Origin of the sequence: Dolichospermum sp. UHCC 0315A (assembly GCF_008121535.1) — a bacterium.
In the GTDB taxonomy this organism is placed as follows: domain Bacteria; phylum Cyanobacteriota; class Cyanobacteriia; order Cyanobacteriales; family Nostocaceae; genus Dolichospermum; species Dolichospermum lemmermannii.
In genome coordinates this window covers 5168370-5185007 of sequence record NZ_CP043056.1, presented here as the reverse complement: position 1 = coordinate 5185007, position 16638 = coordinate 5168370, and the positions used below count along the sequence as shown (strand labels likewise).

Below are 16638 nucleotides of genomic sequence, written 5' to 3'. Positions count from 1 at the left end.
CCACAAAAAGGTTTTACTCTGACCCCTGACTCCTAACTCCTAACTCCTGACTCCTGACTCCTGACGATTACCTGTAAACCAAGTACTGCAACTACTGTGACTAAAATTATAGCCATTTTCAATCAAGCCGGTGGGGTGATGAAAACCAGTCTGACGATGAATTTGGGTTATCATCTTTCCCGCAAACATAAAGTTTTACTGGTGGATACTGACCCCCAGGCATCCCTGACAACTTTTATGGGACTTGAACCCCATGAACTTGAAAAAATCGTTGCTGACTCACTGCTCACACCAGAGACTAAATTACCAATTCACCATAATTTGCACGGTATGGATTTAGCCCCGGCTAATATTACCCTCAGTGCGGTAGAATTACAACTCTCTGCGGTTATGGCCAGGGAACTACGACTCAAACAAGCTTTAGAACCCATTTTAAATAACTACGATTTCATTTTGATTGATTGTCCTCCCTCTTTAGGTATCCTCAGTATTCTCGGACTCTGTGCTGCTACTCATGTTTTAGTGCCAGTTCAGACTCATTACAAAGCGTTCAAGGGAACGGAGTTATTATTGGATAGCATCAAACAGGTGAAGAAACATATCAATCCGAAATTAGCGATCGCCGGATTTGTGCCAACCTTGTACGTAAACGCCAACCAAGACAAAGTGATTTTGGAGGCTTTGGAACAGCAGTTATCACCACTAGCCAAAGTTTATCCGAAGATACCCCGTGCCACAGCCTTTGCGGATGCAGTAATGAATAGTCAACCATTGGCTGTATATGACCCCAAACATCCAGCGATCGCAGTTCTGAAAAAGATAGCCCAGGGGATGGAGAAACTGTAATGGTCAAGAAAACTTTAGAAATCCCGAAAATGCGTGGTGTGGAAGATTTGCTGAGTATGGATGTGGAATCAGAATCACCAACTGCCACCGTTAATATTGATAAAATTCGTTTACCTTCTCAACAACCCCGACGGTATTTTGACCCGGAGAAACTCAGTCAATTGGTGCAGTCAGTTAAAGAACACGGGATTTTACAACCTTTATTGGTGCGTGCTGTTAATGATGAATATGAGTTAGTCGCTGGTGAACGCCGACTCAGGGCGGCCAAAGCAGCGGGGTTAATAGAAGTGCCGATTATTAGTAAAGAATTATCAGATCATCAAACCCTGCAAATCGCTTTACTGGAAAACCTGCAACGGGAAGACCTCAACCCCATTGAAGAAACCGAGGGGATTCTAGAATTACTCTGTATTGAACTTGATGTAAGTTCTGCTGAAGTTATATCAATTCTCAATCAAGTTGCCAACGCCAAAAAACGTAACTTAGAACTGACGGAAAACGTTTCCCGTCAACTGGAAATTGTGGAATCGGTGTTACAGGGTGTTGGTAGATTCAGTGCTGAAAGTTTCCGTACCAGTCGTTTACCATTATTGAATTTACCCGATGATGTATTGGAAATATTGCGGCAGGGTCAACTAGAATACACCAAAGCTAGGGTGATCGCTAAACTCAAAGATGACGGTGAACGTAGGGAACTACTGGATAAAGTTCTTAATGAAAATCTATCTTTAAGTGAGATTAAGCAGTTAGTAAAGGAATTAACCCCAGGGAAAACTACACCAAAAGAGACATTGAATGCTAAATATTCCGAGCTTGGTAAAAGGTTGAAGAATGCCCAGGTGTGGGAAGATGTGAAGAAAACCAAGAAGCTAGAGAAATTGTTGGGTGATTTAGAACAATTGTTAGAATAGAACCCCAGAAATAATCAAAACAGGAGATACATTATGGCGAGAAAGTCTAAGGATTTTAATGAGTTGATGAAACAAAAACAGAGTTCCCAAGAGAAACATAAAAATCTCGAAGCACTTAGAGAAAAGATGCAAGGGGGTGTATTTGGGGAATTGGCTGCAAATATACCGATAGAACCCAAGGGCGCTCCAAAAATGTCAGAAATTCTCCAACAGTTCGTTGCTCCGTACTTAGATAATGTACACACATCAAAACGACGTAAATCATTATTTAGTTTGGCTGTGATAGCCTGGAATGCGGCGGTGATGCCTGAATCTCAACAAAAAACAACACTTGATACTTTCTTGGAACAACAGTTATCAAATCAGGATGCAGAAACTCAACAGGCGATTACACAAATGATTGATGAACTAATTGCTAGGAAACATCAGCATTTCTCTGATAATAAATATTTTATTCTGGACTTTCAAATTACAGAAACAGGACAAAGATATGATATCTCTGTGGCTTCAACTTTGTGGGAAAATCCTCAATGAATTATGACTGTAGCACCTATGTCACATAATTTTCTTAGAAAAGAGTAGATTTGTTTGTGTTTGCCGCGAAGAAAAGCGATTAATTGTCATTCCCAGTCTTGTTGAGATTCGCTAAATCTTCTAGTTGTCTTGTTTAAATTAAAATCAGCCGCCATTAAATCAATACCATCAATAATTTTACTAGGTTCGGCAATTCTCAAAGCCGTAAAACATTTGTCTCGATAATTAGGGTGATTTTGGAAAAAGGCGATCGCTTTTTTTAAAGGTTCAATTACAGGATAAGCTGATTCTGCCTTCTCAATAGCTGCTTGAGGAATGGGAGAATTGAGCCTTTGCATAGCCAAATCAATTAAATCTCTCGACTCTACCGAGGAATCATTCCATCTGTCAGAATTAGCTAAAAGTTTTTCCGCAAAACTATCAATTTGATTTAAGCATGGGACAGGCGACCAACTGGGATAATCTGCTGCTCCCAATTCAATCCGTCCTTCCATAATTATCTCAAATTTAATCAGAGTTTCATCAACTATAATAGCAAATCTTACTCCGTACTGGTCAGCTTTAATTTCTCCGGGTAGGTTGAGATTATTTCGAGTGTTAAAAAGGGCATTATATTGATTTTCAGCTATTTTTTGGCGCAGTAATCGGTAGCCAGTACCAGTGGAACAGAGAAAATCTATATCCTTGCTTAATCTATATTCCCCATGATTTAAACTAACCAGAGTCCCACCGCCAAAATACGCGCCACACTCTAATAAAAAATTAGCCTTTAATTGATTAAGAACAATTAAAATTTTTTGATGAAATTCCCTCTCAAACATTTTTGCTCCTAACCATGAATGATAATATTCAGCTAACTGTTGCACAAATAAGGCTTCTGTATGGCTCAAGTTGCCTAAAACTCCCCGGTAATGCCACCCTCGTTCATATATTCTCAGCATTTCTAAAGGAGTAAGATTTTCTATATCTTCTCTTTGCCAACATAATTTTTCTAAAAACGGTAATTTCTCTGGAGTTTTAATTTGAGGTTTAATTAACATTGGGATATAAGTAGGTGAACAGGAAAATTTAAAGGTATGTAACAGTATGTAAATTTGTCTCAATGCGATATTCTGATTGAGTTTCAGCCATTTTACAAAACGCAATACCCCTCATTTTTATTTTGTTCACCTACTTACTGGAGTTGAGGATTTTGAACCAGGGAATAGGAAGAAAATTGAAGAAGGACTCAGGCTTCGCCTTGATAAATAATAATTATTTGTCATAAGTGTCAATTAAAGCAATATTGCAATTATACCCCATATATCTATTTATCAAAAACATCAATAAAATCCTAATAATAGGAAAGGATAGTAATTTATTGGTACATTTATCAGCAAAAATGTTATTATATAATAATAGTGAAACACTGATATTAAGATTCAATAGCTATCATGGTATATCCAAAATATTGGAAACAATTAGCTAAATCCATCAAGGAAAAATCAGGTTGGCGTTGTCAAAAATGTGGGCGTGTTTGCTTACGTCCCGGTGAGAAACCTCACACTACTAAACCCCGTGCATACGATCTACAAGTTCACCATTGGAATCGTGACCCCTCAGACAATAGACCCGAAAATCTAGTAGCTTTATGTCCAAAATGTCATCTTAGTTATCATCGCGGTGGTAAGGGTAATGTTTCTCTGGGGCAATTGTCGCTGTTTGATCTGTCGGGGTTTGAAAATTGTTAAGTTTTATTGGGGATTAGCTAGTAGGAACTTTAGAGCGATCGCGCAAAGTACCCGCCGTAACCGCCGTAGGCTATTGCCTGGAAAATCTACAAAAATTGCCCCTAGTAACGCGCTCACTTCCCTCAAGTTACACGAAATGGCACTTTCGTGTACAATGTTATCGCATTCATCGCGAAGTTGTTTTTTATCTCCACCACTGTGACATATTTTGGATCGCAGAAGCTGTAGCTTTTACTGCTTCTTGTTCGCCTTCTGAAATATTTATTTACATCGTGGACTATTTTACCCTTATCCCGGCTTGACTCCAACTCAATACCTAATTATGCAAATTAAACTTTCATCTGTTGTTGATATGCAAATTTCGGCTATTCTGTGAAAGCGATCGCATAATTCAATACTATTGCCAAAACCCTGAAACCCTATTGATATCGTTACGATTTTATTGGGTTTCAGACATATTTGGGAAAATTGGCAATAGTATTGGTAACTGGCATTGATTTCAAGGCTATGTTTGTGTAGCTTGTCAGATGTGGTCTTGTAAATTTTTTAGGGATTGGACGAATAACCTTGCAGCAAGAGAAAATTACCCTCAGTCAATTAGAAAATTTTCTGCTGAAGTCAGCCGATATTTTGCGGGGCAAGATGGATGCTTCGGATTTCAAGGAGTTTATCTTTGGGCTGTTGTTTATTAAGCGCTTATCGGATGAGTTTGATTGTAAGCGGGAGGAGATTAAGAAAACGACCTATGCTCATCTGGCTAATGAGCCTGAACTGTTGGCGGAGTTACTGGAAGATAAAACATCCTATGGCGAGACGTTTTTTATTCCGCCCCGCGCACGTTGGCATGAGGCTTGGGTGGATGAAGATGGTAATCAAGTGCCGCCACTGAAGCATCTCAAGCAAGATATTGGCAATATGCTGAATAAGGCGATCGCCGCGATTGAAGATGCGAATGATGCCTTGGTGGGGGTGCTGAAAAATAATATTGATTTCAATGTGACTAATGGCAAAACCAAGATTCCCGATCAGAAGTGGAAGGATTTGCTCGATCACTTTAATCAGCCTAAGTTTGTGCTGGTTAACGATAACTTTGAGTTTCCCGATTTGTTGGGGGCTGCCTATGAGTATCTGATTAAGTTTTTTGCGGATAGTGCGGGAAAAAAAGGGGGAGAGTTTTATACACCGTCGGAGGTGGTGCGTCTATTGGTGCAGTTGGTGAAGCCAGAGGCAGGAAATACGATTTACGATCCGACGGTGGGTGCGGGTGGTTTTTTGATTCAGTCTTATCAATATGTGGAGGAACAGGGACAAGACCCGAATAATTTGGCGATGTATGGGCAGGAGTCTAATGGTAAGGTGTGGTCGATCTGCAATATGAATATGATTTTGCATAACATCAGCCGTTTCACGATTGAGAATGGCGATACTTTGGAAGATCCGCTAATTCTGGATAACGGTCAGATTCGGAAATTCGATCGCGTATTGGCTAATCCTCCTTTTTCGCAGAACTACAGCCGCGCTAGTTTGAAGTTTGCTAATCGCTTTTGGGAGTTTTGTCCTGAGTCGGGCAAGAAAGCAGATTTGATGTTTGTGCAGCACATGATCGCTAGTCTGAAACCTGATGGTCACATGGCGACGGTTATGCCTCACGGGGTGTTATTTCGTGGGGGGAAAGAAAAGCTGATTCGGGAGGCGTTGATCGAGAATGATGTGATTGAGGCGATTATTAGTTTACCGTCAGGGTTGTTTTATGGAACGGGGATTCCTGCCTGTGTGCTGGTGGTGAATAAGAGTAAGCCCGATGAGTTTAGGGACAAGATTTTATTTGTGAATGCCGATCGCGAATATGCTGAAGGTAAGGCTCAGAATAAGTTACGTCCTGAAGATATTGAAAAAATTGATTTTGTGTTTACCCACAAGAAGGAATATCACAAATATAGCCGTTTGGTGAGTAAACAGGAGATTGTGGAGCAGCATGATTACAATCTGAATATTCGCCGCTATGTGGACAATACGCCCGAACCTGAACCCGAAGATGTGACGGCGCATTTGTTAGGTGGGATTCCTGAGCGTGAGATTGCAGCGCGATCGCCTGATTTTGCGAAGTTTAGGGTGCAGTCTGAGACGTTGTTTCAGCCGTTGCGTGAGAGTTATTTGGCTTTTGATTCAGAGATTACCGCGAAGTCTGCGATTAAGACGACTTTGGAAGCGGATGCAAATCTGCAAAGCACGATCGCCGATCACTATGCTGCCCTAGAAAGTTGGTGGGAAGTGGCGCGGGATGATTTTGCGATGTTGTCTAATGATCTGGGTGAAAGTAAGAAAATGCCAGAGGTGCGGCGGGAGTTGCTGACGGGTTTAAAAGAGAAGCTGATTGGTTTGGGTGTGTTGGATGAGTTTCAGTCAGCGGGGGTGTTTGTCAATTGGTGGCAACAGATTCGCTATGACTTGAAAACAATTATTAATACGGGTTGGCATCATACGCTAATTCCTGATGAGTATTTGATTGCGGAATTTTTTGATGCTGAGGTGAGGGCAATTGAGGATCTTGAGGGGCGCATCAGTGGGTTACAGGGTGAACTGAGTGAGGCGGTTGAGACGGCGCAGGAGGTGGCGAGTTATGAGCCAGATGAGGATGAGAAGGTAACAGCGGCTTCAATTAAGAAGGTGTTAAAGGCTTTGATGGATGATTTTAAGGGTGTTAAAGGTGATTCGGCGGCGCGGGAGTTGGCGATATATAAGGTGGAACTTGAGGCGATTACAACTCTTGAAAAGCAGATCAAGGATTTAAAGGATGAGGTAAAAGATAAACAATCGGAACTAGATTTAAAGTTACGGTTAAAGCGGCTTGGGGCTGATGAGTTTCAGGCGGAAACTTTGCAACTGATTGCCCAAGTGACAACGGACATGGCGGCGCTGAATCCTGACGATAGAAATGATAAGCGCAAGTTAGCGGCTTTGACTAAAGATAAATCAGTGTTAGAAGCTCGGTTGTTGCGGGTTGATGATTTGTTAGAGAAAATCGGCGGTCAATTAACAACAGAGGAAGCGAAGGTTTTGATTTTGCAGAAGCTCTATGATTGGGTGCGGGAGCAGTTAACTCGCTATTTGAATGGGGCAAAGCGATCGCTGATTGCAGTAGTTGAAAATCTTTGGGATAAGTATGCGGTTGCGAGTCAGGAGTTAGAGGCAGAGCGTGAGGAGACTTTGGCGGAGTTAAATGAATTTTTGAGTAAGTTGGGGTATTTAGCGTGACTAAAATAGATAGTTTTATCACTGCAAAGATACGTGATTTCTTTGAGTACACCATAGCAGGAGAATGGGGAAGTGAAGGAAATTCAGAAATTGATACTCCTGTTTTAAGATCTACTAATTTTACAAACAAAGGAAAAATTGATTATTCTGATCTTGCTTATAGAAAAATCGATTCAAGTTACCTATCCCGCAGATTAGTTAACAAAGAAACAATTCTTATAGAAAAATCTGGTGGTAGCCCTTCTCAGCCAGCAGGAAGAGTTGTTTATTGTGAAGAAGACTTTATCGGAAGTGCATCAAATTTTATAGAAATTGCAAAAATAAATAACCTTTATTGTGCAAAGTATATTTTTTTCTTGCTGCACTACTTATATCAAACTGGGCTTGTACTTAAATATCAACAGCAAACAACAGGAATAATTAACTTCAAACTTGAGCAGTATAAAGAAGAAGAAGTATTATTTGCTAGTGATAAAAAAGAACAGGAAAAAATTGCTGAGGTTTTGTCTACGATCGATCTCGCAATCGCCCAAACTGAAGCCATCATCGCCAAGCAGCAGCGCATCAAAACGGGACTAATACAGGACTTGCTCACCAAAGGCATTGATGAAAATGGCAATATCCGCAGTGAAGCCACTCATGAGTTTAAAGATTCTGCGATCGGGCGTATTCCTGTGGAGTGGAATGTTGAAACAATTGGAAAAATAGCCTCTTTACAACGTGGTCATGATATTAGAGAAGTTGAATTTATAGCTGGAGAATATCCAGTTATTGCATCATCTGGAGTTATTGGATTTCATAACATTAGTACATCAGACAGTCCTAATGTTGTTGTGGGAAGAAAAGGTTCTATAGGAAATGTCTATTATCTTGATGTAGACTTTTGGGCGCACGATACAAGCCTGTATGTAACTAATTTCTTTGGTAATAATGAAAAATATATTTATTATCTATTTTCATATTTAGAGCTTGAACGATTTGGAACTAAATCAGGCTCTCCCTCATTAAATCGTAATGATATACACCCTTTAAAAATTTCACTACCTAAACCATCAGAACAAAAGATTATTTCTAAAATACTGACGCAATTTGATGATTCAATATCAAATCTTAAAAGTGGGTTAGATAAACTTCAACATCAAAAAACTGGACTTATGCAAGACCTCCTAACAGGCAAAGTCCGCGTTACCAACCTCCTCAACCAAAAAGCAGCAGCAAACTAACATCTAAAAATTATCAGAACTAAACGTTGCAACATTTGTGGTAACAAGTGTTAGCATTAAACAAAATCAAACCTTGAGAGACAGCCATCATGCTACTCAACGTCAAAAAACGCGGTAACTCCCTCAGCGTCATTATTCCCAAAGAAATCGCCGCTAACCTGAATATTGACGACGGTGACAATATTTATTTGACCAAAACCCCCAACGGATACGAAATCACCGCCTTCGATCCAGACTTTGCTAAAAAAATGGAAATTGCAAGGCGCGGCATCAAAAAATATCGTAACGCCCTGATCGACCTCGCCAAATGACAGAACCATACTGGCTCAACGAAAAGGAAATCATCGCAATTCATGGCGAAATCCTTGCCGAATCAGGCGGAGTGCTTGGCATCCTCAACACAGGCGCACTAGACTCAACCCTCCACAAACCACAAAATCTCTACTATTACAGCGAGCAAACCGCAACCCTCTACCAACTCGCCGCCGCCTATGGCTATGGACTAATCAAAAATCATTGCTTTATTGATGGCAACAAACGCATCGCCCTCATCGCCGTCTATACCTTTCTCGCCCTAAATGGCATTGAATTAATCGCCTCAGAAATTGAAGCCGCCCGTTACTTTTGGCAACTCGCCGCCAGCCAGCAAAGCCAAGACATCGAAATGCAAAACCTCGCAGATTGGCTACAAATCCATAGCCAGCCATATCTCCCTAATAACTTTTCAGAAAATACCGATGCCTAATTAAACGGATGAAAATCGGATGTAAACGGATGAAAATCGGATGTAAACGGATGGAGCATCCGATTAAAGCTATAAAGTTATGAGCCAAGTTATAAGCAATTATGAGCCATTATGAGCCAACTTAAATAAAATGCAACCAGATAAAACGCCCCCAGCCATCAAAATCGATGAACGTAACCACGTCGAAAAGCCATTACTCGATCAATTAACAGGCTTGGGCTGGGAAGTGCGCGACCTTGATCGCACCCAAAAACCACAAGATAGCGATCGCGCCAGTTTTACCGAAGTTGTCATGTTGCCAATCTTGCGCCAACAACTGCAAATCATTAACCCTTGGCTCGAACCAGACCAGATCGAAGAAGTCATCAAACAACTAACTGCAAATTTTCCAAGCAATAATCTCCTCGAAAATAACCGCCATCTCTTCACCCTGCTCCAAGAAAATACCAGCATCTCCGAAAACCGCAAAACAGACGAAAAAAGCCCCACCGTCAAGTTTGTAGACTTTGCCAATACTGCCAATAACTCCTTTATCGCCATTTGCCAATTCAAGATCCGCATTCTCGGCACAGAAAACCACATCATTCCCGATATAGTCCTCTTTCTCAACGGTTTACCCGTCGTCGTCATCGAGTGCAAATCGCCAAAAGTACAGGATGCAATACCAGAGGCGATCGACCAACTCATGCGCTACAGCGAACAACGCGGCGCAAAAGGTGAAGGCAGCGCACCTCTATTTTTTTATAACCAATTCATCATCGCCACCTGTCGCACCGAAGCAAAATTTGGCACAATTACCACACATAACCAAAAATACTTTTATCGCTGGGCTGACCCCTTCCCTCGCACCCTCGAAGACCTCGATCATGGAGCCAGTAGCCCCAACGATCAACAGCGTCTCGTCGCAGGAATGCTAGACCAAAATAATCTGCTCGAAATCATCCGTAACTTCACCCTCTTCTCCGTCAATGACAAAGGTGAAACCATCAAAATCGTGGGGCGTTATCAACAATTTCGCGCCGTCAAAAAAGCAATCAACCGACTCCTAGAAGGCAAAACCCCACGAGAACGTAGCGGCATCATCTGGCACACCCAAGGCTCAGGCAAATCCCTCACCATGATGCTTATGGTGCGAGCCATGTACCGTCATCCCAACCTCTGCCAATGGAAAGTTATTTTTATCACCGATCGCACCCAACTAGAGCAGCAACTAGCCGAAACAGGTCAAAATGTCGGCTTCACCGTCAAACCCGCCGATAGCATTGCCGCACTCAAAGAACTATTACGAAGTGACTCCTCCGACCTAGTAATGGCAATGATCCATAAATTTCAAGAGCGTGACTTTGCCGAAACCTTTCCCGAACTCAACACCAGCACCAATATTCTCGTAATGACCGATGAGGCGCACCGTTCGCAATACAGTTTACTCGAAGCCAATCTCGACAAAGCTATCCCCTACGCCACTCGCATCGGCTACACAGGCACACCCATAGATAAAACTGAGCGCGTCTTTGGTGACTATATCGACAAATACACTATGCGCCAAGCCATTAGCGATAAAGTCACCCTCGAAATTGTCTACGAAGGTCGTACCCATAACGCTGAAGTCCTAGACCAGTCGGCAATGGATAGCGCTTTTGAGGATGTTTTTAGTGAATATAACCGTGCTGAACGTCTCGATATTTTAGGCTACGGCTCCCGTGATGCTTACCTCGAAGCCGAATCAACGATCGCCGCCAAAGCCAAGGATATCGTTAACCACTATTTGCCATCCATTTTCACCAATGGCTACAAAGCTCAAGTAGTTGCCACATCTCGCGAAGCTGCCGTCCGCTATAAAAGCCATATTGATATAGCTCTAGTCGAAGCGATCGCCCAACTAGAAATATCTAACCCCCATAACATCCAGATCGATCGTCTCAAAAAGCTCAAAACTGATGTAGTTATCTCACCCAGACAAAACGACTTACCCCACCTAAAACCCTATACAAACGACCCAAAGACCAAGATTGCCAGCTTTAAACTACCCTTTGATAGCGAAGATAACGGCATTACAGGCGATATCGGCATACTCATCGTCAACAATATGCTCCTGACTGGCTTCGATGCTCCTGTCGAACAGGTCATGTATCTCGATAAAGTCATCCAAGCCCATAGTCTGCTTCAAGCGATCGCTCGTGTTAACCGCGTTAGTGGGGCTGATAAGGACAAAGGTTTTGTTGTTGATTATGTCGGTGTGGGGCATCACCTCAAGAAAGCCCTCGATAGCTATGACGAACGCGAACAGAAGGAAGTCGAAGACACCCTTAGTTTTCCTGAAGCAGAAATTCGCCAGTTAGAGACAGACCATCGGACGATCATGGAAATGCTTAACGAAAATGGACTAACTGACCTAACTGATACGGATGCCTTTTTCGATCTCTTCTACGACGAAGATATTCGCTTTAAATATATTCTTGCCTTCAAGCAATTTACTCGCAGCCTTAACCTAGTTTTTCCTGCTAAAGAAGCCCTTACGTTTATGTCTGACCATCAGGCACTAACCAACATCAACATCCAAGCAGAGCGACACTTTTACGATCCTCGCCTCAGTATGAAAGGCATTCCTGCCAAACTGCGAGCAATTACCGATGCTTACCTAGTTTCCACAGGCATCGATCTCAAAATTAAACCAATCTCAATCCTAGATGAGGACTTTGAAAAGGAAGTAAATCAGAGAACGCGCACCAAAACCAAAGCCGCCGCAATTGAACACGCACTCCGTCACCACATTGATATTGATTTAGATGATGACCCCGATTTGCAAGCATCCTTTGCCGCAGCCCTTTAACGCCACCTTTATCCGTAATTCCTAATTCCTAATTTGTAATCACATACAATAAGATCCTCAACTTCTGATTTCAATTCATAATTTATTTACAAGCCAAAAAAGAAGTCGGGAATCTGAACTACTCTAAAGATACATAAATCAAATAGGAGGCTATATAATTATCCTGATAAACACCAGGTAGCCAGTATCCTAGCACTACTAACGAATACGGAGCAATAATCACATGATGAAGATCAATAATTATAACCTAGCAGCTAAAAATATTAATACTAGATTTTTACGCCAAAACTTGGGAAATAAAGGGAAAAAATGGATTGCAGTCTGTGGTGTAGCAGTTTTCATGCTGGGAGGTTGTACCAGCCTCAAGAAAACCACCTCAGAAATAGAACCTAGTCATGCTCAATCACAAAAAACTACTGCACCCACCACAGAAATTGCTCCTCCCGCGATTTTTTCCGCTTCTGGAGATCCTAACTTTGTTGTCAAAGTCGTACAAAAAGTGGGAGGTGCAGTTGTTCGCATTGATTCAACGAGAACCGTTACCACTCAAGCACCAGACGAATTTTCTGATCCCTTTTTTCGCGGCTTTTTTGGCAATAGAATCCCTTCTCAACAAAGAGAAAGAGTAGAAAGAGGTAGCGGTTCGGGATTTATCATTAATTCATCTGGGCAAATTTTAACTAATTCCCACGTTGTCGACGGCGCTGATTTAGTTACAGTTACTCTCAAAGATGGCCGGACTTTTAAAGGTAAGGTATTAGGTGAAGATGCGGTAACGGATGTTGCTGTAATTCAAATTGAAGCTAATAACTTACCTGCCCTAGCTTTAGGTAAGTCGGATACTTTGCAACCAGGAGAAGCCGTTATCGCTATTGGTAATCCCTTGGGTTTAAATAATACTGTCACCTCTGGAATTATCAGCGCCACAGATCGTTCTAGTAGTGATATCGGTGCAAGTGATAAGCGTGTTGATTATCTGCAAACAGATGCAGCAATTAATCCTGGGAACTCCGGTGGACCATTACTAAATTACCGTGGTGAAGTCATTGGGATGAATACAGCAATTATTCAAGGCGCTCAAGGTTTAGGATTTGCTATTCCTATTAATACTGCCCAAAAAATTGCTGAGGAAATAATTGCTAAAGGTAGAGTTGATCATCCCTATTTAGGCATACAAATGGTCACACTCACACCTGAAGTTAAGGAAAAAATCATTGCCAGATTTGGCGATAAAATAAATTTATCTGCAAATGAAGGAATCCTCTTAATCAGGATTGTTGCTAATTCACCCGCAGCGGTTTCTGGATTGCGTCCAGGAGATGTTATAAAGAGTATTAATAATCAACCAGTTTTGAAAGTTGATGAAGTTCAAAAATTAGTAGAAAATAGTAAAATTGGTATTCCTCTCCAAGTGCAAGTAGATCGTAATGGTAAAGTTTCTCAATTTTTAGTTAAACCTGCACCTTTACCAATTAATAAGGAATAAAATTCCTTAGAAACTCTCAGAATCAGGATAAGTAGGTGAACACAATAAAACCAATTTGTGTAAAGAAAAGTAAAATCGCCCAAACCCTCTTCACTCTTGCCTTTTGCCTCAAGCCTAGTGCCATAACGACAATTTTTAATGCTAACCTACTTATCCAGAATTAAAGGATGAACAGGATGGAAACAGGAATTAAAATCACATGACTCGCTTTATACATGAAGTAGACGTTAATGCGAATGTTTGGGTCATTATTGAGATTAAATAGTCCTTATTGATAAGATGCGTTTCCCCTGGGAGTAAATTGTATCTCAGAGCCACATTACCCCCAAAACCTTCATCTAGTAAAAGCAAACCCTATCAACAGAAAATTAGTATTACATCAGCTAATAATGAAGGAGTAAAAATTTCGGAACGTGAGGCTAAAAAATTAAGTATTCGACTTGATGCAAAAACTTTTGATTGGGCTGATTACATCGTTATCCCTGATAACGTGAAAACTATCGGCAGTTTGATATTAGATTTCGAGAAAGATTATTTCAATAGGAGAGAAAGAAATTTTAAAACTGAGACAACTTGGCAAGTAGAATATCAAACTGTTTTTAAAATTTTACCGGTCGATAAAATTTTAGATGCAGAAATTTGTAGACAAGCAATCTTATCTACAAAACCAGATACTAGAACCCGTCAACGCTTCTGTATGGTGTGTGGACTTTTAGCCAAATTTGCAAAAATCACTTTTGATCCATCGCCATACAAAGGTAATTACAGTCCAAAAAGTAGATCGCCGCGGTTGAGTTTGTCGTTCTTCGTTGTGAACTGTTTTCGTATTGCTGTTGAACTCAGAACTCCCAACGATTAACATCTTTCCTAGTCCAACGATAAATCAAGGATTTGTAAACGAACTCTGGTAAGGCTAACATTCGTTGCCACCGCCAAGGTTCTTGATATAGTCTATATAGCCATTCTAAATTATTGTTTGCTAACCAACGGGGAGCGCGAGTTTTTCTTCCTGACCAAATATCAAAACTACCACCAACACCTACCCAAATGGAGTGAGGACACAAATGACGGTGTTCAGCAATCCATAATTCTTGACGTGGTACTCCCAAACCAACAAATATTACTTGTGGCTGTAGTTGAGTCAGAGTTTGCAATAACTGTTGTTCTTCTGCTGGGGAATGATAACCAGAATGTGTGCCGGATATTTTGAGAGTGGGAAGTTGTTTTTGCCATAAATCTGCTGCTTTTTCGGCTATTCCTGGTGCGCCTCCATAGAAAAATATTGAAGCAGATGTTTGTTCTTGATCTATTATTTGTAAAAGGCTTTCTGCTAATTCAATTCCGGGAAATCGGTGAACTTTTTGTCCTAATAAATATTGTAAATAGAGAACTACTCCTGCGCCGTCGGGAATAACTAATTCAGCATTTTTAATGATTTTTGCTAATGGGAGATTGCGCTCTGCTTGCATAGTCATTTCGGCATTGAGGGTGACTACATGAGTCCCTTGACCTGCTTTTAAGCAATCTAATAACCAGTTTGGATAATTACTCATTATATGCACTGGTAAACCTAATACGGGAAATACTTGAGGGAATTTAAACATAGTTTCTTGAAAATCAGACTTTAGGCGGATGTTTGATGAAAGGTTAGGGTATCAAATTTTTTCCTGAATAAATAACAATAATTTGTCAAGGAAAACAGTTTAGGGGTTAAGATCCTCTGGACGATCAATATCTGCTAAAGATTGCAGATAGCCAATTGATAAATTTAACTTTTGAGCAATTTCTACTGTTTTTACGAATACTTGAGCAGTTCCCCAGGAAATATTCATAAATAATTCGGCTATTGGTTGTTGTAATCCAATTAAATAATAACCACCGTCCAGGGCTGGACCCAGGACAAGATTAAAAACCTCTAATTGCTCGAAAGCGGTTATTAAAATTTGCGAGTTTAGATCAGGGCAGTCTGTACCAATGATGATGACTCGTTCTGCTTTTTGATTAAACGCATTGATTAGCGATCGCTCCATTCTTTTACCTAAATCTCCCTCACCTTGAAATTGATATAGTAAATCATTTCCTAACCAATTTACCATTCCTTGTAAATCGCCACCCGTAAACCGTATTTCTACAGATGTCTTAGACATTTTTTGTAATTCCTTAACCTGAGAAATAGTATCTTCAGTCATCTGCTTTTGTAAATTAGCAGCACCAACATCACCCAAAGCAGGTATTAACCGGGTTTTTGTTTTCCCTGGTTCTGGGTAGCGGGTAAAAATAATCAGATGTTGTTTTGATGGTTTTAAGGAGATCATTCAAAATATGCTGCTATTAAAGATATCGCAACTATGGGCGCGGTGACTGCGCGAAGAATCCGACGACCCAAGGAAATGGGCTGAAATCCTGATGCTATGGCTATTTCTAGTTCTTGATTTGTCCAACCTCCTTCTGGTCCAATGGCAATAATTATCTCATTTGCAGTTTTATTGATTACCTGCTGTAGATGAGGATAATCCCCACGGGCTTCACAGATATAACGATGAGTGGCAGTAGTTTCTTTTATGGCAGTGTTGAAAGCTACGGGTTGGAGGATGGTGGGAACAACAGCCCGTTCTGACTGTTCAGCGGCTTCTGAAGCTATGCGCTGCCAGCGTTCTAGTTTTTGGGGACTGGGATTTAATAGGGTGCGATCGCTCAAAATAGGTGCAATAGAAGTTACTCCCAACTCCGTACAACACCGGACAATTTCATCAAATCCATTTCCTTTTGGTAATGCCATCATCAAGGTAATAGCCACAGGTAATTCAGTTTTTACCTCCAGCGGTTCTAAAACCTCTCCCTGTTCCCCTTGTAACCGCGCTAACCACCATTTCCCCATACCATCCATGACAATAAATTTATCACCATCTCGCAAGCGCAATACCCGCAGCAAATAATGTTGTTGTTGAGGTGTTAATAAAAGCTGGTTGGCTTGAAGTTGCTGGGGATGAATAGTAATGCGTTGAAGTTGGGACATAGGGGAGGAGTCAGGAGTCAGGAGGAGGAAGAAGAAGAAGAAGAAGTAAAAGTGGTGTTTGA

At 41.0% G+C, this 16638-nt stretch carries 15 protein-coding genes; 11 read left to right on the top strand and 4 right to left on the bottom strand.

Annotation, left to right across the window (positions count from 1 at the left end; translation table 11 throughout):
* Positions 1–96: 96 nt before the first annotated feature.
* From BMF77_RS24475 to BMF77_RS24465, 3 genes are read left to right on the top strand one after another with little or no spacing between them, the layout of a single operon-like run.
* A complete protein-coding gene (locus BMF77_RS24475; protein WP_148766518.1) occupies positions 97–846 on the top strand; it encodes a ParA family protein in 750 nt (249 codons plus the stop codon).
* Positions 846–1757, top strand: a complete 912-nt coding sequence (locus tag BMF77_RS24470; RefSeq protein ID WP_148766516.1) for a ParB/RepB/Spo0J family partition protein — start codon at positions 846–848, stop codon at positions 1755–1757. The genes BMF77_RS24475 and BMF77_RS24470 overlap by 1 nt, the downstream gene beginning before the upstream one ends.
* Positions 1758–1790: 33 nt before the next feature.
* Complete coding sequence (locus BMF77_RS24465; protein ID WP_148762619.1) at positions 1791–2291, top strand: hypothetical protein; 501 nt, start codon at positions 1791–1793, stop codon at positions 2289–2291.
* An 86-nt stretch (positions 2292–2377) separates the two neighbouring features.
* Here BMF77_RS24465 and BMF77_RS24460 read toward each other — a convergent pair whose 3' ends face one another.
* Entirely contained in the window at positions 2378–3331 is a 954-nt protein-coding gene (locus tag BMF77_RS24460) for a nucleotidyl transferase AbiEii/AbiGii toxin family protein (RefSeq protein WP_148762621.1), read from the bottom strand.
* A gap of 393 nt (positions 3332–3724) precedes the next feature.
* Here BMF77_RS24460 and BMF77_RS24455 point away from each other — a divergent pair, with 393 nt between their 5' ends.
* From BMF77_RS24455 to BMF77_RS24420, 8 genes are all read left to right on the top strand, one after another.
* Positions 3725–4021, top strand: a complete 297-nt coding sequence (locus tag BMF77_RS24455) for an HNH endonuclease signature motif containing protein (protein ID WP_148766514.1) — start codon at positions 3725–3727, stop codon at positions 4019–4021.
* Positions 4022–4588: 567 nt separating this feature from the next.
* Positions 4589–7276, top strand: coding sequence for a type I restriction-modification system subunit M (locus tag BMF77_RS24450; protein WP_148766512.1), 2688 nt, complete (start codon positions 4589–4591; stop codon positions 7274–7276).
* A complete protein-coding gene (locus BMF77_RS24445; protein WP_148766510.1) occupies positions 7273–8499 on the top strand; it encodes a restriction endonuclease subunit S in 1227 nt (408 codons plus the stop codon). Before BMF77_RS24450 ends, BMF77_RS24445 begins: the two co-directional genes overlap by 4 nt.
* 89 nt (positions 8500–8588) lie before the next feature.
* Entirely contained in the window at positions 8589–8810 is a 222-nt protein-coding gene (locus BMF77_RS24440; protein ID WP_148766509.1) for an AbrB/MazE/SpoVT family DNA-binding domain-containing protein, read from the top strand.
* Positions 8807–9244 (top strand): type II toxin-antitoxin system death-on-curing family toxin, encoded by a 438-nt coding sequence (locus tag BMF77_RS24435; protein ID WP_148766507.1) that lies wholly within the window; start codon positions 8807–8809, stop codon positions 9242–9244. The genes BMF77_RS24440 and BMF77_RS24435 overlap by 4 nt, the downstream gene beginning before the upstream one ends.
* Positions 9245–9374: 130 nt before the next feature.
* Positions 9375–12074 carry a type I restriction endonuclease subunit R gene (locus BMF77_RS24430; protein WP_210422258.1) on the top strand — a complete coding sequence of 900 codons (2700 nt, stop codon included), beginning with the start codon at positions 9375–9377 and terminating at the stop codon, positions 12072–12074.
* A gap of 223 nt (positions 12075–12297) precedes the next feature.
* The gene (locus BMF77_RS24425) at positions 12298–13560 is read left to right on the top strand and encodes an HhoA/HhoB/HtrA family serine endopeptidase (protein ID WP_371735136.1); all 1263 of its coding nucleotides are present in this window, start codon (positions 12298–12300) and stop codon (positions 13558–13560) included.
* Positions 13561–13861: 301 nt separating this feature from the next.
* Positions 13862–14419, top strand: a complete 558-nt coding sequence (locus BMF77_RS24420) for a hypothetical protein (protein WP_148766505.1) — start codon at positions 13862–13864, stop codon at positions 14417–14419.
* Here BMF77_RS24420 and BMF77_RS24415 read toward each other — a convergent pair.
* From BMF77_RS24415 to BMF77_RS24405, 3 genes are all read right to left on the bottom strand, one after another.
* The gene (locus BMF77_RS24415; RefSeq protein WP_148766503.1) at positions 14400–15164 is read right to left on the bottom strand and encodes a WecB/TagA/CpsF family glycosyltransferase; all 765 of its coding nucleotides are present in this window, start codon (positions 15162–15164) and stop codon (positions 14400–14402) included. The two genes, BMF77_RS24420 and BMF77_RS24415, sit on opposite strands and share 20 nt — an antisense overlap.
* Positions 15165–15263: 99 nt before the next feature.
* Positions 15264–15875 carry a TIGR04282 family arsenosugar biosynthesis glycosyltransferase gene (locus tag BMF77_RS24410; RefSeq protein ID WP_148766502.1) on the bottom strand — a complete coding sequence of 204 codons (612 nt, stop codon included), beginning with the start codon at positions 15873–15875 and terminating at the stop codon, positions 15264–15266.
* Positions 15872–16576 carry a 16S rRNA (uracil(1498)-N(3))-methyltransferase gene (locus BMF77_RS24405; protein ID WP_148766500.1) on the bottom strand — a complete coding sequence of 235 codons (705 nt, stop codon included), beginning with the start codon at positions 16574–16576 and terminating at the stop codon, positions 15872–15874. The genes BMF77_RS24410 and BMF77_RS24405 overlap by 4 nt, the downstream gene beginning before the upstream one ends.
* Positions 16577–16638 lie beyond the last annotated feature (62 nt).